Here is an 18,969-nt window from a genome sequence, read left to right as displayed (position 1 = left end):
CCGACGCGTCGTCCGGTCGGACTCTCCGGCCCGTCCGGCCTGTCGAGCTGACCGAGCTGTCAGACCTCCAGTTCGGCCTCGATCCTGGTGAGCTGGTGGCGGGCCATCGCCAGGTTGGCCCGCGCCTTGTCCAGCGCCAGGTAGAGGAAGAGGCCCTTGCCGGTGCGGCCGGCGAGCGGCCGGATCAGGTGGTACTGGCTGCTGAGGGTGATCAGGATGTCCTCGATCCCGTCCTGTAGGCCGAGCATGTCCATGGTGCGCATCTTGGCGCGGACCACGTCCGTGTTCCCCGCCGCGGCCACGTTGAGGTCCAGCCCGCCGGGGCCGTCGAGGGTGGCGAGCGCCATGCCGCTGTTGTAGTCCACGAGTGCCGCGCCGATGGCGCCCTCGATGCTGGTCATGGCCTGCTTGAGCGCGCCGGCTGCGTCGGTCATCTGGGTAACTCCCTTTCGGTGGTGGGGTGCTGGAGTGGTGGGGTGCTGGGGTCGTAGCTGCGGTCGGGCCGGGGGCTTGACCGGTCAGGCCTGGTCGCGGGGGTCCTTGGGCAGGAGGCTGTCGCTGAGCAGCCCGGCGATCCGCTGGGCCGAGCGGCGGGCCTCCAGGTGCAACCGGCCGACGTTGACGTCCGGGTGCGCCAGCAGGGCCAGCACGCAGCTGCCCCCGGCCGCGTAGGTGGCGACGTAGCCGTGCTCGCCGCGCACCAGCGACTCGCGGAACTCGCCCTGGCCGGTGGTGTCGGCGAGCCGCTGGGCCAGCGACAGCGAGGCCGCCGTCATCGCGGCCAGGCCGGACGGTTCCGCCCCGTGGGTGTCGTGCGCGACCAACAGGCCGTCCACGCTGGCCACCAGGCCACCCGCGAGGTGCGGGACGCGCTGCTTGACGGCGCGGAGCTCAGCGAGCAGTTCGGTCTCCAAGGCGATCAGTTGTCTCCTTCCGACACGCTGCTTGAGCGCCCGCCTCATGGCCGGGACGGCGGGGTCGCGGGTGGAGAGTGGTTCAAAGTCGGGCCTCCAGAAGGGTTCGGACCCGGGTCAGCAGCGCGATGTCCGGGTCGGGGACGGCCAGCGGCGGGTGGTCCGCGGCCGTGGTGGGCGGGTGATCGGAGCGGGTGGGGACCACGGGGCCGGGCGGCGTGGCGCCGGTGAGGGTGGCGCCGGTGAGGGTGGCGCCGGTGAGGGTGGCGCCGGGGACCCGGCGGTGCAGGCCTCCCGGCGGGCGGGCGGGGGCCGGCGCTTCGGCTTCCGCGACGGGCGCCGCAGGCCTCGGCACCCCAGGTGCCACGGGCGTCGCGGGTGCCACGGTTGTCGCAGCGCTCGGTGCCACCCCCGGTGCCACCCCCGGTGTCACCGCCGGTGCCACCGCCGGTGCCGCGTGCCGCGGGGCGGCGAGCAGCCCGGCGGCGGCCAGGCGGCGGACGTCCGCCGTGACGCCGAAGCCGGACCGGCCGAGCAGGCGCGCCAGGTCCGCCGGGGTTCTTCGGCCGTCGGCGTGGTCCAGCAGTTCGCGCCGACGGCCGGGCGGGCGGTTCGACGGCCGCGGGACCGGCACCACCGGGCGGACCGGCGCGGTGTCGAGCTGCGGCCAGGGCCAGATCCGTTCCAGCAGCCGGCCCCGGCGCTCGACCTCGCGGCGCAGCCGGCCGGGGTCGACCGTGGCCACCGGGCCCAGCCAGTGCCGGGCGTCGGGCTCGAACCGCCAGACGCCGCCGCTCCGGTCGGCGAGGACGAAGAACGCGGCGTCGAAGAGCGTGCCCAGGTGGCCGAGTTCGAGCTCGCCCCGGGTGAGCAGCCGCCGTTCGACCAGGGCCTCGCCGACCCGGGCGCGCGGGCCGTGGAGCCGGAGCAGCTCCGCCCACTGCCCGGGGGTGATCCGGCCGCAGCCGGTGAGCAGTTCGGCCAGGCCGGGCGCGCGCGGGGAGTCGGCGTGGGCCACCTGGCCGTCGACGAGGTGCAGGCTGCCGAGCGGGCCGCACAGGGCGCCGGTGGCGCGGCGGGCGGCGAGCAGGCCGAGGGCCTCGCCGGGGGTCTGCGGCGGGGCGGGCCGGCGGACGGCGGCGGGCGCGGCGGTCATCCGGGCCACCGGCCGGTGGAGCTCGGGCGGCGGGGGCGACCCGTCCGGCGTGCTGGCCGAAACCCGATGGCCGCGGTGGGCGTCCCGCTCACCCCAGCACCAGTTCCTCGGCGAGCGCCTGGAGGCGGTAGCGGGCGGCGGCGAGGTTGCCCTGGGCGCGGTCGAGCCAGAGGTGGAGGACGAGGCGGCTGTCGAAGACGGTGTCGATGAAGCAGATGAGGTGGTAGCTGCGGCCGGCGGTGACGATGACGTCCTGTAACGGGGACCGCCGGTCCTCCGCCCCGGTGAAGGTCTGGCTCTCAACGGCCGCCCGTACCAAGTCGGTTGTCTCGGCGGCCGCGGTCTCGTGGTCACCGGTCGGGCACTCGCCGAGGCTGCCGAGCGCGAGTCCGCTGCTCCAGTCGACCAGGCTCGCGGAGCGTGCCCCGGAGATCGACATCGCTCCGGCGAGGCATTCGTCGATACCCGGCACACCGGCTCCTTCGAGGGGGTCTGGGCAGCCGGGCGCAGCACGGCACGGCCGGGCCGCCACCAGCAGTGGCGGGCTCGACACGGAAGGCTACTGCCGGATTCCATATGACGAACATTCCAATGGCATATTCACATCAGTAGCGTCCACTTCCGGCCAAGGTGTGACAGGGCGTCGGCCAACGCCGCCGGGCGAACCCGCTGGCCCGGGGGTGGTCGTGGACCGCAGCCCACCGCCACCGGCCGACCACCTGGCAGGGGAGCTTGGCCGAGAACCGGCCGCACGGCAGGGTTTCGACCGCCGGCATGCGGTAGAAGGGCCGGGCGAACAGGTCTACACCATCGGGTCGCCGCCCGACTGCCGCCGGAGCCCCCGGACATGACGAAGGGGCCCGTTCCGCTGGACGGAACGAGCCCCTTCGGGTGGAGCGCCAGGCCCGGGTCGCACGGACTCTTCCTACTGAAAGTAGGACGTGCTCTGGTAGCACCGCTGACGCCTGTTCGGGAGGTTGTTTCCCTCCCGACGAGAAGAACATTAGCAGGTCATCACGCCTGCTCAGAAACCGGATGGAGGAACGGGACCGGACCCGGCGGTACTGCGGCGACCCGACCCCGACGACCCGACCCCGACACGGCGGCCCCGACACGGCGACCCCGACCTCGACGCGACCGCCCCGACCCCGGCACGGGGGGCGGTCAGGGCAGCAGCGCCCGGTAACCCGCGATCAGGGCGGTGAGGCCCAGCTCGAAGGCCCGGTCGGCGCGTTCACGGCCGGCGGGGACGGCGTCGAGGGCGTCGGCCAGACGCGGGGTGGCGTCCCGGTCGACGGCGTCGACCATGACGTCCGGGGCGACCAGGTCGAGCGCGGAGCCGAGGATGAAGCTCTCCAGGGCGGTGATCACGCCCATCACGTCCCGTGCGGCGAAGCCCGCGCCCTCCAGGGTGGCGACGGCGCGCTCGTACAGCGCGTGCATGAACGGTTCGGCGAGCGGGGCGGTGGCGAGCAGGCGGACGATGCCGGGGTGTTCGGCGAAGGCGTCCCGGTAGGCGTGCGCCCAGGTGCGCAGCGCCGCGTCCCAGGGCTGGTCCCACATCGACTGCTCGCCGATGGTGCGGACGAGTTCGGCACGCATCAGGGCGACGATCTCGGCCCGGCCGGCGACGTGGTGGTAGAGCGCGGAGGGGCTGACCTTGAGGGCGCCGGCGAGGCCGGGGATGGTGAGGTCGCCCGCCTCGTCGACCAGCCGCAACGCGGTGTCGACGATGCGCTGCCGGTCCAGCAGGGGTGTGCGCGGCCTGGCCATGCCGGTTCCTCGTCTTTCGGGGAGTTCTTCGGGGAGCCCTTCAGGGAGCCCTTCGAAGAACCCTCAAGATCATCGTTATCCAAGCGTTACTGAATGGCTTTCAATAAAACTCTTCCGCACCCGCCGGTGCCGCGCCTACGGTAACCGAACCCCATTCGGTTTAGGCAGGTCGCCCTCGTCACCTGCCGCGACCCGGAGAGGACGCTCCCCCATGCGTGCCGACACGATCTTCACCGGCGGCCGGATCCACACCGGAGACCCCGCGCACCCGGCCACCCACGCCCTCGCCGTCACCGCCGGGCGGATCACCGCCCTCGGCGACGCGGCGCTCGCCCTGCGCGACGACCGCACCGAGACCGTCGACCTGGCCGGCGGCGCCCTGCTGCCCTCCTTCGGCGACGGCCACCTCCACCCGCTGCTGGGCGCCATCGGGCTGCGCGGCGTGCCGGTGCGCGACTGCACCAGCCTGGCGGAGGTCGTCGAGGCCGTCCGCAGCTGGGCCGCCCGGCACCCCGAGGCCGAGTGGATCACCGGGGACGCCGTCGATCCGTGGCTCGCCGAGGGCGGCCTGTTCGACGCCCGGCTGCTCGACGCCGCCGTCCCCGACCGGCCCGTCCTGCTGCGCACCATGGACCACCACACCGGCTGGGCCAACAGCGAGGCGCTGCGCCGCGCCGGGTACGGGCCGGACACGCCCGACCCCGTGGGCGGCGAGATCGTCCGCCGCCCGGACGGCTCCCCGCTCGGCACCCTGCGCGAGTTCGGCGCCCTCAACCCCGTCCTCGCGCTCGTCCCGCCGCTCCCGCTCGCCGAGCAGGTCGCCGCCCTGCGCGAGACCACCGCCGCACTCGCCGCCGCCGGGCTCACCTGGCTCCAGGACGCCTGGATCGAGCCCGCGCAGGTCGACACCTGGCTCGCCGCCGTCGCCGAGCACGATCTGCCCGTCCGGGCCGGGCTCGCCCTGCTGCTCGAACCGGACGGCTGGCGCGCACGGCTCCCCGCGCTGGCCGCCGACCGGGAGCGGGTCGAGGCCGCCGGGCGCGGCCGGCTCACCGCCCGGGCGGTCAAGTTCTTCGCCGACGGCGTCGTCGAGTCCGGAACGGCCGCCCTGCTGGCGCCCTACAGCGACTGCCCGCACTCCCACGGCGTCGCCAACTGGACCGGCGCCGAACTGGCCGACGCCGTCACCGCCGTCGACGCGCTCGGCTTCCAGCCGCACATCCACGCCATCGGCGACCACGGCGTCCGGATCGCCCTGGACGCCGTCGAGGCCGCCACCCGCCGCAACGGCCTGCGCGCCCGCCGCCCGGTGATCGCCCACGTCCAGCTGGTCGACCCGGCCGACCTGCCCCGCTTCGCCGAACTCGGCGTGATCGCCAACTTCGAACCGCTGTGGGCCCAGACCGACCCGCTGATGACCGAACTCACCCTCCCCCGGCTCGGCCCCGAGCGCGGCGCCCGGCAGTACCAGATCGCCGCGCTGCTGCGCGGTGGCGCCCGGGTCTCCTTCGGCAGCGACTGGCCGGTCACCCGTTACGAGCCGCTGGCCGGTCTCGCCACCGCCGTCACCCGGCAGACCCCGGACGGCCTGCCGGCCGGCGGCTGGCTGCCCGAGGAGCGGATCGGGCTCACCGAGGCCCTCGCCGCCTACTCGGCGGGTGTCGCGCACCAGGCCTTCGAAGAGGCGGAGTGGGGCGTGCTGCGGCCCGGGATGAGGGCCGACCTGGTGCACCTGGCGGCCGACCCCTACGCGGTGCCGGCCGACGAGCTGGCCGCCGTCCCGGTGGCCGGGACCTGGCTCGGCGGCCGACGCACCCACTGAGGCCGACGCACGCACTGCCCCCAGGGCGGAATCCCCCTACCCGCCCGCCGGAACGCCCCCCACGGCGTCCGCCCCCCGTCGACCGCCCGCACCCGATCGGCGGCCGACCGCTCTACCCTCGTCCGTACGACCCCAGGAGAGCTCCCCCATGACCCTGCCCTCCGACGCGGCCTCCCCGACCGCACCCGGCTCCCCCCGCACCGGCCCCGACACCGGCCGCGCCGGGCCCAGCAACACCGGGCCCGGCACCGCAGCCGCCGACTCCACCGGCCCCGACACCGGGCCCGCCCGCCTGGAAGGCGGCGTGCTCGGCACCGGCGACATCGTCTTCTTCGTCGTGGCCGCCGCCGCACCGCTGACCGTGATGGCCGGCGTGGCACCGTTCGCGATCGCCTTCGGCGGCATCGGCACGCCCGTCGCCTACCTGGCCACCGGCGTCATCCTGGCCCTCTTCGCGGTCGGCTTCACCACCATGACCGCGCACATCCGCAACGCCGGCGCGTTCTACGCCTACGTCACCCGCGGCCTCGGCCGCCCCGCCGGGCTCGGCGCCGCGCTGCTCGCGGTGCTCTCGTACAACGCCATCCAGATCGGCATGTACGGCGCCTTCGGCTTCTTCGCCCACACCACCGCCGCCGACCTGCTCGGCCTGGACCTGCCCTGGCCGGTCTGGGCGCTGCTCGGCGTCGCGGTGGTCTGGCTCCTCGGCTACCGCTCGATAGACCTCGGCGCCAAGGTGCTCGGCGCGCTGCTGATCGCCGAGACCGGCATCCTGCTCGTGCTCGCCGTGGCGGTGCTGGTGCGCGGCGGCGCGCACGGGCTCGACCTGTCCTCGTTCGCCCCGCACAACGTGTTCTCCGGGGGCATGGGCGGGGTGCTCGGGCTCTCCTTCGCCGCGTTCATCGGCTTCGAGGCCACCGCCATCTACCGCGAGGAGGCCCGCGAACCACGGCGGACGGTGCCGCGCGCCACCTACGCGGCGATCGCCTTCCTCGGCCTCTTCTACACCTTCATCACCTGGATGATCGTGCAGGCCTTCGGCGCCACCGAGGCCGTCGCGACCGCCACCGCCGACCCGGCCGGGATGTTCTTCACCGCGATGACCGACTACGTCGGCGCCTGGGCCACCGACCTCCAGCGGGTGCTGATCGTGACCAGCCTGCTCGCCGCGCTGCTCGCCTTCCACAACACCATCACCCGCTACGGCTACGCCCTCGCCACCGAGCAGGCCGCCCCGGCCGCGCTCGGCCGGGTCCACCCGCGCCACGGCTCCCCGTGGATCGGCGGCATCGCGCAGTCGGTGCTGGCGGCGGTGGCCGTCGTGGTGGCGGCGCTGATCGGGGCCGACCCGTACAACCAGTTCTTCCTCTGGGTGAACTCCCCCGGTGTGGTCGGCATCCTGGTGCTGCAGGCGCTCGCCGGGCTGTCCGTGTACGCCTTCTTCCGCCGCAATCGCGAGGCGGCCGCGAGCGCCGGGGCGTTCCGGACGGTCGTGGCGCCGGTCGCCGCCACCGTGCTGCTGTGCGGGGCGACGGCGCTGGTGGTGTGGCGGCTGGACCTGTTCACCAATGCCGGGCCGGAGGTCAACTGGCCGCTGGTGGCGATCGTGCCGGTGGTGTTCCTGACGGGCGTCGCCATCGCGCTGCGGCTGCGGGCGCGGCGGCCCGAGGTGTACGCCCGGCTCGGGACGTCGGAGGTCGACGCGGGCTGAGCGAGGCGCCGCCGCAGGACCGGCCCACCTGCCCCGGACCCGGCCGGCGGCCTCAGGCCTGGCCGACCGCCTCGGCGAGCAGCCGGTAGGAGTCGAGGAGGGCGGCGCGGTCGTAGGTGCTGGTGGTGACCAGGAACTCGTCCGCGCCGCTGCGCGCCACCAGGGCGGCGAGCTCGGCGGCGGCCCGCTCCGGGGTGCCCGCGATGTGGCCCTTCAGCGACTGCTCGTAGGCGGCCTGCTCGCGCGGGCTCATCGGCCGGGCCAGGATCTCGGCGGCGGGGGCCAGCGGCGGGAACTCGCCGTGGGTGCGGGAGTACGCGCCGGACCACGCCTCCGGAACGAGCAGTTCCCGCGCCCGGTCGGCGCTCCCGGCGACGGCGACCGTGCCCGAGACCACCACGTACGGCTCGGCGGCCTGTGCCGAGGGGCGGAACCGGCTGCGGTAGCGGTCGATCGCCGCGAGCATCCGTTCCTCTCCCCGGACGGCGGCGATGACCAGCGGCAGCCCGGCGTCGGCCGCCAGGTCGGCGCCCGCACCGGTGGCCAGGACGAAGGCCGGCACCCGCAGGCCCTCGGCCGGGCGGGCGTGGACGCCGGGGTGGGCCTGCTGCGAGCCGTCGAAGTAGCCGAGCAGTTCGGCCAGCTGGGCGCCGAAGTCGTCCGCGGAGTCCTTCTCCCGGCCCAGCGCCCGCCGCACGCCGTCGGTGAACCCGACCGAGCGGCCGAGCCCCATGTCGATCCGGCCGGGGAAGAGCGAGGCGAGCACCCCGAACTGCTCGGCCACCACCATGGGCTGGTGGTTGGGCAGCATCACCCCGCCCGTGCCGACCCGGATCCGGGTGGTGGCCGCCGCCACCGCCGCGGCGAGCACCGTCGGCGCCGATCCCGCCACCCCGGGCACGCCGTGGTGCTCGGAGACCCAGAAGCGGTGGTACCCGAGCCGCTCGGCCTCGCGGGCGAAGGCCACCGTGTCCCGCAGCGCCTGCGCCGGCTCCTCGCCCCGTCTGGTCCGGGAGCGGTCGAGGACGGAGAGCCTGGTCATGGGCGCAGCGCTGGTCACGCGGTGGACAACGCCCGCCGCCGAGCCGGGCATTCCCCCGCCGCCGAGCCCCGGGTGCGGACGGGCCCCGGCGCCGCGGACGGGCCCGGTCAGTCCGTCACGGAGAAGCCCTGCGCCGCGCCCAGCCGGTGCAGCGACTCCTGCCCGGGGATCCCGTCGGCGGCGGAGTCGGTGTACCCGCACCGGCGCTGCCACCCGGCGTAGGCGGTGACCGTCAGGCTGCCGAACGAGCCGTCCACCCACCGTTGTTCGAGCAGCCCCTCGTCCGCCAGGGCCTGCTCGACGATCGCCACCTCGGCGCCGTACGTCCGGTGCCCCTGTTCGGCGCCGGGGTCGGTGCGGGCCGCCGCCACGACGTGCGCGAGCGACACCGTCCGGGGACCGGGCAGGTAGCCGAGCAGCCGCCGCAGCGAGCTCTCCCCCGGCACGCCGTCCGCCGCCTGGCCGGAGTAGCCCAGACTCCGCTGGTAGTCCGCGTAGTTCTCGGTGTCCGCGTCGCTCCAGTTCGGCCCGGGGCCGGAGCGGTAGTGGGCGCCGAAGCCCTGGGCGACGAGCCCCCGGCCGACCACGGTGACCTGGTAGCCCTGGGCGCCGTAGCCGTACGGGAGGCCGTTGATGGTGGTCTGGTACCGGGCCGGGGTCTGGTCCGCCGGGGGCGCCGGGGGGTGCTGCGGGGGCGAGGGGATCGGGGTGCCGGGGCCGGCCGCGAAGTCGGGCCAGGAGCCGGGGTCGGTGTGGTCGTTGAACGGGACGTGGGCGTGCGCGTACCAGCCGCCGTTGGCCTCCCACACCTGCTCGTCGCGGTGGCTGGTGAAGTCGACCGGCCGGCCCATCGGCCACACGTCGGGCACGCCCCAGGAGGCGATCCAGGCGTGGATCCGGTCCCAGCCCGCGCACGGGGTGTCGACCAGCCGCGCGTACACGGTGCCCTGGTAGGTGCAGTAGGGGAAGAACACCGCCTCGATCTGGATCACCACGCGCCCGGCCCGGTTGGTGCGGGTCGGGCTCGTCGTCGGGCTGAGCAGGCTCTTCGAGCGGGAGTCGGCCGGGAACAGCTGGGCGATCCGGCCGCTGAACGGGTCCCAGACCAGGTGCGGCGCGTCGCCGGCGCCGCTGCCGGTGAAGTAGCTCACCAGGTCCTCGTAGGTGCACCAGTCCTGCGGCGCGGCGGCGGTCGCGTTGCGGTCCCAGGTGATGTGGGCGATGGCTCTCGGGGGGTACTGCTGGTCGGTCGGCGCGTGGTCGCCGAGGTCGTGGATCTCGGCACCGGGCAGCCACAGGTCGGACATGCGGTCTCCTCCAGGCGGCGAACGGACGTCATTGCGGGTATCGGCAGGTTCGCCCTCCGGATTGACCCCAACGGCGCAATGCACGGCAATGAACCGCCAGTGCTCGCCCGTCCGTTCGGATCTGTGACGGGAATTCGTCCTCGCGTACGGACCCGGAGGCCCGCGCCGCGTGCCGCCGGACCCGTGCTCCACCCTGCCCGGAAGGACGCCCGCGAGGCTCCGGAAAGCCGTCGGGCGGGGCGCATTCCACCCCGCCGCAGCCGCTCTGTCAATCGTTGACTTCGGAACTGGTCTAGTCCACGGTGGTGCGCGAAAAGCACTCATACCGTCATCACCGCCACGATTCTGACGAACCGACGGAGAATCCCCCGTTATGCAACGAGTCTGCCTCGCCCTGCCCACCATGCGATCCTGCCCCGACACCATCGTGGAACTCGCCGAGGAAGCGGCCTACGCCGTCGCGAACTTCGACGTCGAGGTGCACCTCCTCATCCTCGACACCACCGACGCCGCCCAGTTCGCGGAGAACGCGGGCGCCGTGGCCGCCCTGGAGCCCACCCCCGGCGTGGTCGTCCACCACCTCGGCAACGCGCGGCAGCGGGAGTTCCTGCGCCGGGTGACCGAGCGCTCCGGCGCCGCCGACCCGGAACTGCTGCTCGACATGATGCTCCCGCCGGCCGTCGCGTACGGCTCCTGCGTCAACCGGCTCTTCCTGGGCGCGGCCGCCCTGGGCTGCACCTCGGCGCACCTGCGCAACGACGACGCCGACTTCCAGGTCGTCGACGGTCGGAAGATCTTCCCGATCCACCACGAGCTGCTCTCGATCGGCCGACCGGCCGGCGAGGCGGCGGCCGACGTGACCCGCTCCGAGCTCGACCCGGCCGACGCCGACAAGCCGGTGATGCTGGTCAGCGGCTCCTTCATCGGCGAACTCAACGTGGACATCAGCGAGATCCACGAGTTGGACCCGGACATCTACCGCGACGTGGTGCGCCTGTGGACCCCGCCGGTGTGGCCGGAGGAGGACCGGGACGCGATGGTGGACGTCTCGTTCAAGGGCGCCGGCTCCGAGCCGTTCACCACCGACGAGTCCGTCCTCGGCGTGCCCGACATCTGGGACGTCTACATGTGCAACATCGCGCTGGACCACCGGGCCTACGAGGTGCTGCCGCTGCTGCCCTCGGTGAAGACCATCGGCAGCGACTACGCCCTGCTGCACGCCATGGTCCACTCCCGGCTGCCCGGCGTCGTCCACAACCGACACATCGTCAACTACTACACGCCCGAACGCCGCATCGGCGCCGGCTTCATCTCCTACCAGATGCGGTTCGTGAAGTTCCTGCTGTCGATGCTGTACCTGTACCCGGTCTACGGCGGGATGATCGACCTCGGCCGCGGGCTGCTGGACGAGCGGCACGGGCTGAAGGTCGAGCCGATCCTCGGCCTGGTGCGGGGCAGCGTCGACTGGGACCGGGCCGGGAACGAGTACTGCCTGGACGTCCTGGACCGCTCCTACCGCAAGCTGGGCGGCAAGTACGCCGAGCTCGCGGACGCGGTGGCCGAGCAGCGCCAGCAGCTCCTGGACGAGGCGCAGGAGGACGCCGAGCGCTGGGCAGTGCTGATCGGAGCGTGGGCGTCGCTGGTGGCCGCCTCCCGCGCGGAGGGGCTCGGCACCGCCTCGGAGGTCGCGGCCGGGTGAGCGACGACCTCCGGATCCGGCTCCTGGCCGAGGGCGACTGGGACGCCGTGGTCGCCCTGGAGCACGACGCCTACGCGGCCGACGGCCTGTCGGAGGGCCGGGAGGCGCTGCAGTCCCGCGCCCTCGCCTCGCCGCAGACCTGCTTCGTGCTGGAGCAGGACGGCACCGTCCGCGGCTACCTGCTGAGCCTGCCGTACCCGCCGCTGCGCTGCCCGGACCTCGCCCGGCCGGAGGAGGCGGTGTTCGCGTCGGACAACCTGCACGTGCACGACCTGGTGATCGCCGAGGACCTGCGCGGCCGGGAGGTCGCGCTGGGGTTCATCCGGTACTTCCGGGAGCAGGCGTCCGAGCAGGGCTTCGAGCGGATCTCCATGGTCGCGGTCCGCGGCACCGACATCCTGCTGCGGCTGCTCGGCTACCGCGCCCATCGCGAGGTGACGGTGCCGTCCTGCTACGGCAAGCGCGCCGTCTACATGTCGATGCCGGTGGCGGCCGGCTGACCTCCGCTCGTTCACTCGTTCACTCGTTCACTCGTCCGGAGTAGTCCGGGCTGCGGCACTCACCCCGTCGGGTGATGCTGCTGGCGGCTGCGCCCAGCCGCCAGCAGCATCACCACCGACCGAGGGAGAGCGCATGAAGGCCGCCGTCGTCCACGACTTCACCGCGCCGCTGGTCATCGAGGACCGCCCCGTCCCCGAGCCCGCGCCGCACCAGGTCCGGGTCAGGATCGAGGCGTCCGGCCTCTGCCACACCGACATCCACGCCGCCCACGGCGACTGGCCGGTCAAGCCGAGCCCGCCGTTCGTGCCCGGCCACGAGGGCGTGGGGATCGTCGAGGCGATCGGCGGGGAGGTGCGCGACGTCCGGGTCGGCGAACGGGTCGCCATCCCCTGGCTGGCCGACGCCTGCGGGCGCTGCGACCAGTGCGTCTCCGGCTGGGAGACGCTCTGCCTCCAGCAGCACAACAGCGGATACTCGGTGGACGGCGCCTACGCCGAGTACGCGCTGGCGCACGGCGACTACGTGGTGCCCGTCCCCGACGGCCTCGACCCGCTCGACGCCGCGCCGCTGTCCTGCGCGGGCGTCACCACCTACAAGGCGCTCAAGGTCTCCGGCGCCCGCCCGGGCACCCGGGTCCTGGTCTCCGGCATCGGCGGGCTCGGCCACCTCGCGCTCCAGTACGCGCGGATCTTCGGCGCCGAGACCATCGCGGTCGACGTCACCGACGACAAGCTCGCCCTGGCCCGCGAACTCGGCGCCGACCACGTCCTCGACGCCCGCACCCAGGACGTCGCCGCGGAGGTCCAGCGGCTCGGCGGCGCCCACGCGGCCATCGCCCTCGCCGTCAGCAACGCCTCCTTCCAGGCCGCTTACGGGGCCCTGCGGCGCGGCGGCACGCTCGTGCTGGTGGCACTCCCGGCCGGCGGGAAGCTCGAACTGCCGGTGTTCGAGACCGTGTTGAACGGCACCAGGGTGATCGGCTCGATCGTCGGCACCCGCCAGGACCTCGCCGAGGTCTTCCGCCTGCACGCGCTCGGCCGCACCCGCGTCATCCTTGAGCCCCGCCGCCTGGAGGAGGTGAACGCCTGCTTCGACGAGGTGCTGGGCGGCAAGGTCTCCGCCCGGCTGGTCTTCGACCTGCGCTGAGCGGCCTGCGTCGAGCGACCTGCGCTGAGCACGGCCCGGGCCGAACGGGTGCGCCCGCCGGTTCGCCCCCCCTGGACCGGCCCGTTCGGGCACCGGTGGCCCCGCGGGTCACGCCCACCCCACCCCCGTCCGGGCCCGGTTGCAGTTCCGTCTCCGTTCCGTCCGGTGGGGGGCGCGGCGCCGCCCGGTCCGGGATCGTGGGGGCAACGACTCGTGGGGCGGGGGGAGTTGCCGTGGGGGACGGCCAGGAGTTGGTGCCCGTGGTGGTGGGCGTGCTGGTGCGGGCGGCCGAGGGGGTGGCGGGCGGCCCGGGGCGGGCGGTCGCGGATCTGGTGCGGGTGCGGCTGCGGGCGACGCCGGAGGGCGCCCGGGCCGTGGACGCGGTCGAGGCGAACCCGGGGGACGCCCGGGCGCGGGCCGGGCTGACCGCCGCCGTCGGCGAACTGCTCACCACGGACCCGGCGTTCGCCCGGTACCTGGCCACCACCGAGCTCGGCCGGCCCACCGACCCGCCGACCGTCCACCTCCGGGTCGATCCGGCCGTCGCCGGGGCCCAGGCCCGGGCCGCCCGGATCGGCGCCGCCCCCGTCCTCGTCACGCTGGCGCTGATCGTGGTCGCCGCCCTGGTCGCCGTCGGGATCAACCTGGGCTCGCGCCCGCTGCTGCGGCCGGGCGGGCCCGACCTGGCCCACGCCGGGCGGACGCTGCGCGACCCGGCCCAGGTGCAGGGCGTGCTGCCCGACCCGCGGGCCATGCCGGGCGGCTGGCAGGTGGAGAGCGGCCCGCTGTCGGGAGCGGGCCCGGGCGAGGACGTGCCCTGCCTGCTCCCGGACGCCTGCGACCAGCAACTCGCTTATGCGACCGTGACGTTCCGCGCCGTGACCACGCACAGCGCACAGTTCACCGTGGTCACCTTCGCCTCCGCCGACGCCGCCGGCCGGGCCTTCGACACGATGCTCGCCCACGTCGGCGGCGCCGACGCGGCCGCCGCCGTCCCCCTCCCCCCGATCGGCGACCAGCGCGCCGCCCGGACGCACGGCGCGGAGGGGGCGGAGGCCCTGGTGCGGGTCGGCACCACGCTGCTGTACGTCCGCGATTCGGGCCCGGGCTCCGACGCCGCCACTCCGGTGCTGGTCCTGTTCGCCCGCCTGCTGGCCGAACGCGCCCAGCAGGCCCAGGACGGCCGCGAGCCCGACGCCGCCGCCCAGGGGGCCACCGCCTGACCCGGCCTCCCCGCCTGCCGCAGCCCCGGCCGAACCCGCCGCACCCCGACCGAGCCGGTCGCCGGGTGCGGCTGCCGTTGCGCCGGGCCACGGGTGGGGCCACCGGTGAGACCGCGCGGGTCCCGCTCCCCCGAATGCGTGTATCGCTCTCTTGACTGGCGTCACCAACACGCCATACTGGCCTCACTCCCCGCTCGCACGATGAGGTGCCCGCCCATGGAGCTATCCCCCTCCGCGCACGTGGACACGTTCTGCCGCGACCATCTCCCGCCCTTCGACCAGTGGCCCGAACTCCTCTTCGACATACCGGAGTTGTCCTACCCGGACCGGCTGAACTGCGCCCAGGCGCTGCTCGACGCAACGATCGCCCGGTACGGCCCCGACCGCCGCTGCCTGCTCACCCCGACCGGCCAGTGGACCTACGGCGAACTGCGCGACCACGCCGACCGGGTGGCCCGGCTGCTGACCGAGGACCTCGGCCTGGCCACCGGCAACCGGGTGCTGCTCCGCGGCCCCAACACCCCCTGGCTGGTGGCCTGCTGGCTCGGCGTCCTGAAGGCCGGCGGCGTCGCCGTCAGCACCATGCCGCTGCTGCGGGCCGCCGAACTGACCGGACTGCACCGGATCGCCCGGCCCGCCATCGCCCTGTGCGACCACCGTTACCTGGACGACCTCGCCCGGGCCGAGACGCCCGGCCTGCGGGTGCTCGCCTTCGGCGGGCCCGGCCCCCAGGACCTGACCGCCCGCTGCGCCGCCAAGAGCGGCGGCTTCACCGCCGTACCCACCGCCGCCGACGACGTCGCGCTGATCGCCTTCACCTCCGGAACCACCGGACGGCCCAAGGCCACCCTGCACTTCCACCGCGACGTGCTCGCCAACGCCGACACCTTCTCCCGCCACCTCCTGCGCCCCACCCCCGACGACCTGTTCGCCGGCACCCCGCCGCTCGCCTTCACCTTCGGACTCGGCGGCCTGGTGGTCTTCCCGCTGCGCGCCGGCGCCGCCAGCCTCCTGCTGGAGCAGGCCACCCCCGAGCAGCTCGCCGAGCAGGTCCGCCGGCACCGGGTCGGCGTGCTGTTCACCGCGCCGACTGCCTACCGGGCGATCCTGGCCGCCGGGCTCGCCGACCGCCTGTCCGGCGTACGGCGCTGCGTCTCGGCCGGCGAGCACCTGCCCGCCGCCCTCTGGGAGGCCTTCCACGCGGCCACCGGGCAGCGGCTGATCGACGGCATCGGCGCCACCGAGCTGCTGCACGTGTTCATCTCCGCCGCCGACGGCGACATCCGCCCCGGCTCGACCGGCCGCCCCGTCCCCGGCTACCGGGCCGCCGTCCTGGACGAGCAGGGCCGGCCGGTGCCGGACGGCGTGCCTGGGCTGCTCGCCGTCAAGGGCCCGACCGGCTGCCGCTACCTGGACGACGAGCGCCAGCGCGACTACGTCCGCGACGGCTGGAACCTCACCGGCGACACCTACGTCCGCGACCGGGACGGCTACTTCTGGTACCAGGCGCGCAACGACGACATGATCGTCTCGGCCGGCTACAACATCGCCGGCCCCGAGGTCGAGCAGGCCCTCGCCGCCCACCCCGACGTCGCCGACTGCGCGGTGGTCGGTGCGCCGGACGAACGGCGCGGCACGGTGGTGAAGGCCTACGTGGTGCTGCGCGAGGGCGCGCCCGCCGGGCCGGAGCAGGTGCGGAGCCTCCAGGAGCACGTCAAACGGACCATCGCCCCGTACAAGTACCCGCGCGCGGTCGAGTTCGTCGCCCGGCTGCCGCGCACCGCCACCGGCAAGCTGCACCGCGCCGAGCTGCGCCGGCGGGCCGCGACCGCCCCGGCCAGCGTGGCGATCGAGCGCCGGGTCGAATGGTCCGACACCGACGCGGCCGGGCACTACCACTTCTCGGCCGTCCAGCGCTGGGCCGAGGCCGCGGAGGCGGCGCTGCTGCGCCGGCTGGGCCTGGCCGAGCTGTTCGGGCGGATCCCCCGGGTGCACTTCGAGGCCGACTACCGCGAGCGGCTCTGGTTCGGCGACCTGGTCCGCACCGAGCTGCGGGTGGTCCGGGTCGGCGGCTCCTCGCTGCACTACGCCTTCGAGGTGCACGGCCCGCAGGGCCTGGCCGCGTCCGGGCGGATGTCGGTGGTGCACGCCGCGCCGAGCGCCAAGGGCGCCGAGCCCTGGCCCGCGCCGGTGCGCCGCGCGCTGGCCGAGGCCGGACCGCAGCAGCCGGAGGTGGTGCGGTGACCACCCCGGCCCGCGCCACCACCGCCGCCCGCACCACCCCGGCCCACCGCGTCGAGAACCCCGCCACCGCCCGCCGCATCGCGGTGATCGGCGCCGGTCCGGGCGGGCTCTACTTCGCCGCGCTCGCCAAGCGGCTGGCACCGCACCGGGAGATCACCGTCTTCGAACGCGACGGCCGGGAGGACGAGTTCGGCTTCGGCGTGGTGTTCTCCGACGAGACGCTGGACGGCATCGCCCAGGCCGACCCGGAGGTCTTCGCCGCGATCGGCGCCGAGTTCGCCCGCTGGAGCGACATCGACGTGCGCTACGCGGGCGAGGTCCGCACCTGCGGCGGGCACGGCTTCGCGGCACTCGACCGCAACCGGCTGCGCGCGATCCTGCAACGGCGCTGCGAGCAGCTCGCGGTGGACGTTCGCTACCGCACCCCCGCCCCTGCGGCCGACCGGCTCGCCGCCGAGTACGACCTGGTGGTCGCCGCCGACGGCATCCACTCAGGCACCCGCGCGGCCTACGCCGACACCTTCCGGCCCGACCTGGACGAGCGGCACTGCCGCTACATCTGGCTCGCCACCGACAAGGTCTTCGAGGCCTTCACCTTCATCGTCGAGCGGTTCGACTTCGGCACCCTCCAGGTGCACGCCTACCCGTACAGCGCGACCCGTTCCACCTTCATCGTGGAGATCGCCGAAGACGCCTGGCGCCGCGCCGGGTTCGACGCCCTCGCCGCCCTCGCCGCCCGGGAGCCGTCCCGCGGCGAGAGCGACGAGGCGAGCGTGCGGCGCTGCGCGGACCTGCTCGCCGGCCACCTGGACGGCCACCGGCTGATCCCGAACGCCTCCCGCTGGATCCGCTTCACCACCGTGCGCAACGCCCGCTGGCGCCACCGCAACGTGGTGCTGCTCGGCGACGCGGCGCACTCCGCGCACTTCTCGATCGGCTCGGGCACCAAGCTCGCGCTGGAGGACGCCCTCGCGCTCGCCGCGAGCCTGCACGAACAGCCGTCGCTGGAGCAGGCGTTGGCCGCCTACGAGGCGGAGCGGCGCCCGGTGGTGGAGTCCACCCAGCGGGCCGCGCAGGCGAGCCTGGAGTGGTTCGAGACGGTGGAGCGGCGCACCGGGCAGGGCGCCGACCGGTTCGCGTTCAACCTGCTCACCCGCAGCCGCCGGGTCACCTACGGCAACCTGCGGGCGCGCGACCCCGGCTTCGTCGACGCGGTGGACGCCGCCGCCGGCGGCCCGCCCGGCGTGCCGCCGATGTTCCGCCCGCTCAAGCTCGGCACCCTGGAGCTGCGCAACCGCGTCGTGGTGCCCCCGCTCGCCACCTTCACCTCCGCCGACACCCTGCCCAGCGGCTTCGACCGGGCCCAGCTGACCGGGCACGCGCTCGGCGGCGCCGGGCTGGTCCTCGCCGGGATGGCCGCCGTCAGCCCCGGGGGCCGGGCCACCGACCGCTGCCCGGGGCTGTGGAACGACCGCCAGGAGGCGGCCTGGCGCGAACTCGTCGACGCCGTCCGCGCGGTGAGCGACACCCCGGTCGGCCTCCAGCTGACCCACGCCGGCCGCCGGGGCGCCACCGCCGCACCCGGCCCGGACGGGATCGGGCGCCCGCTCGCCGACGGCTGGCCGCTGCTCGCCGCCTCCCCGCTCCCCTGGGGCCCGGACAGCCCTGCCCCGCACGCGGCCACCGCCGCCCAACTCGCCACCGTGGTGGCGGACTTCGCCGAGGCGGCGGAACGCGCGGCACGGGCCGGCTTCGACGCGCTGGAGCTGCAGTTCGGCCACGGCCACCTGCTCTCCGGCTTCCTCTCACCGCTCACCAACCACCGCACCGACCGCTACGGCGGCCGGCTCGCGCACCGGCTGCGGCTGCCGCTGGAGGTGCTGGCGGCCGTCCGCGCGGTCTGGCCGGCCGGACGGCCGCTGCTGGTACGGATCTCGGCCTGCGACTGGGCGCCCGGCGGCACCACCGCACCGGAGGCCGTCACGATCGGCCACGCGCTGGCCGACGGCGGGGCGGACGCGGTGGACGTGTCCACCGGAGAGGTGGTCGCCCACCAGCGACCGCCGTACGGACGCGGCTACCAGACCCCGTTCGCCGAGCTGATCCGTGCCGCCACCGGCCTGCCGACCATCGCGGTCGGCGCGATCTCCGGGCACGACGACGCCAACTCCGTCCTGCTGGCCGGGCGGGCCGACCTGGTCGCGATCGGGAGGGCCCAGCTGTACGACCCGCTCTGGACGCTGCACGCCGCCGCCGAGCAGGGCTACACCGGGCCGGGCGCGCACTGGCCCGGCCCCTGGTCGGCGGGCAGCCGCAGACCACCGGGCCCGAACGCCGACCGGGTCGCACCGCGCCTGCACCTGCTGACCGAGCCCGCCGCGCCGGTGCACCGCCGCTGGCCCCCGCCCGCCCCCGAACCGCACTGAGCAGC

The 18,969-nt window shown here is 75.0% G+C and carries 15 protein-coding genes and 1 pseudogene; 9 read left to right on the top strand and 7 right to left on the bottom strand.

The features are described from left to right. Positions 1-59: 59 nt before the first annotated feature. From OG556_RS29475 to OG556_RS29455, 5 genes are all read right to left on the bottom strand, one after another. Complete coding sequence (locus tag OG556_RS29475; RefSeq protein WP_350879111.1) at positions 60-434, bottom strand: hypothetical protein; 375 nt, start codon at positions 432-434, stop codon at positions 60-62. An 84-nt stretch (positions 435-518) separates the two neighbouring features. Next, positions 519-914: a roadblock/LC7 domain-containing protein gene (locus tag OG556_RS29470; RefSeq protein WP_371521432.1), complete on the bottom strand. Its 396-nt coding sequence runs from the start codon at positions 912-914 to the stop codon at positions 519-521. 82 nt (positions 915-996) lie between these two features. Continuing rightward, a complete protein-coding gene (locus OG556_RS29465) occupies positions 997-2,070 on the bottom strand; it encodes a hypothetical protein (protein ID WP_371521430.1) in 1,074 nt (357 codons plus the stop codon). A gap of 88 nt (positions 2,071-2,158) precedes the next feature. Next, positions 2,159-2,542: a hypothetical protein gene (locus OG556_RS29460; protein ID WP_063350270.1), complete on the bottom strand. Its 384-nt coding sequence runs from the start codon at positions 2,540-2,542 to the stop codon at positions 2,159-2,161. 692 nt (positions 2,543-3,234) lie between these two features. Continuing rightward, a complete protein-coding gene (locus OG556_RS29455) occupies positions 3,235-3,843 on the bottom strand; it encodes a TetR/AcrR family transcriptional regulator C-terminal domain-containing protein (protein WP_363585199.1) in 609 nt (202 codons plus the stop codon). Positions 3,844-4,054: 211 nt separating this feature from the next. Here OG556_RS29455 and OG556_RS29450 point away from each other — a divergent pair, with 211 nt between their 5' ends. Both OG556_RS29450 and OG556_RS29445 read left to right on the top strand, forming a co-directional pair. Next, entirely contained in the window at positions 4,055-5,665 is a 1,611-nt protein-coding gene (locus OG556_RS29450) for an amidohydrolase (protein ID WP_371521428.1), read from the top strand. Between the two features lie 148 nt (positions 5,666-5,813). Next, the gene (locus OG556_RS29445; RefSeq protein WP_371521426.1) at positions 5,814-7,376 is read left to right on the top strand and encodes an APC family permease; all 1,563 of its coding nucleotides are present in this window, start codon (positions 5,814-5,816) and stop codon (positions 7,374-7,376) included. 52 nt (positions 7,377-7,428) lie between these two features. Here the strand turns inward: OG556_RS29445 and OG556_RS29440 are convergent, their stop codons facing one another. Then, positions 7,429-8,436, bottom strand: coding sequence for an MsnO8 family LLM class oxidoreductase (locus OG556_RS29440; RefSeq protein WP_371521425.1), 1,008 nt, complete (start codon positions 8,434-8,436; stop codon positions 7,429-7,431). Positions 8,437-8,525: 89 nt separating this feature from the next. Next, entirely contained in the window at positions 8,526-9,725 is a 1,200-nt protein-coding gene (locus OG556_RS29435) for a peptidoglycan-binding protein (RefSeq protein ID WP_371521423.1), read from the bottom strand. A gap of 373 nt (positions 9,726-10,098) precedes the next feature. Between OG556_RS29435 and OG556_RS29430 the strand changes: the two genes are divergently transcribed. From OG556_RS29430 to OG556_RS29400, 7 genes and pseudogenes are all read left to right on the top strand, one after another. Next, positions 10,099-11,424, top strand: coding sequence for a DUF6271 family protein (locus OG556_RS29430; protein ID WP_371521421.1), 1,326 nt, complete (start codon positions 10,099-10,101; stop codon positions 11,422-11,424). Then, entirely contained in the window at positions 11,421-11,924 is a 504-nt protein-coding gene (locus tag OG556_RS29425) for a GNAT family N-acetyltransferase (RefSeq protein ID WP_371521419.1), read from the top strand. The genes OG556_RS29430 and OG556_RS29425 overlap by 4 nt, the downstream gene beginning before the upstream one ends. A gap of 133 nt (positions 11,925-12,057) precedes the next feature. Next, the gene (adhP, locus tag OG556_RS29420) at positions 12,058-13,071 is read left to right on the top strand and encodes an alcohol dehydrogenase AdhP (RefSeq protein WP_371521417.1); all 1,014 of its coding nucleotides are present in this window, start codon (positions 12,058-12,060) and stop codon (positions 13,069-13,071) included. A gap of 233 nt (positions 13,072-13,304) precedes the next feature. Next, the gene (locus OG556_RS29415; protein WP_371521415.1) at positions 13,305-14,294 is read left to right on the top strand and encodes a hypothetical protein; all 990 of its coding nucleotides are present in this window, start codon (positions 13,305-13,307) and stop codon (positions 14,292-14,294) included. 216 nt (positions 14,295-14,510) lie between these two features. Next, positions 14,511-16,136, top strand: a pseudogene (locus tag OG556_RS29410) (AMP-binding protein); the annotation flags it as partial. Further along, positions 16,137-16,538, top strand: coding sequence for an acyl-CoA thioesterase (locus OG556_RS29405; RefSeq protein WP_371522975.1), 402 nt, complete (start codon positions 16,137-16,139; stop codon positions 16,536-16,538). Continuing rightward, complete coding sequence (locus OG556_RS29400; protein WP_371521413.1) at positions 16,535-18,964, top strand: FAD-dependent monooxygenase; 2,430 nt, start codon at positions 16,535-16,537, stop codon at positions 18,962-18,964. The genes OG556_RS29405 and OG556_RS29400 overlap by 4 nt, the downstream gene beginning before the upstream one ends. Positions 18,965-18,969 lie beyond the last annotated feature (5 nt).

Source organism: Kitasatospora sp. NBC_01300 (genome assembly GCF_041435235.1).
In the GTDB taxonomy this organism is placed as follows: Bacteria; Actinomycetota; Actinomycetes; order Streptomycetales; family Streptomycetaceae; genus Kitasatospora.
The sequence above is the reverse complement of the archived record's forward strand: the minus strand, read 5'-3'. Positions and strand labels throughout refer to the sequence as shown.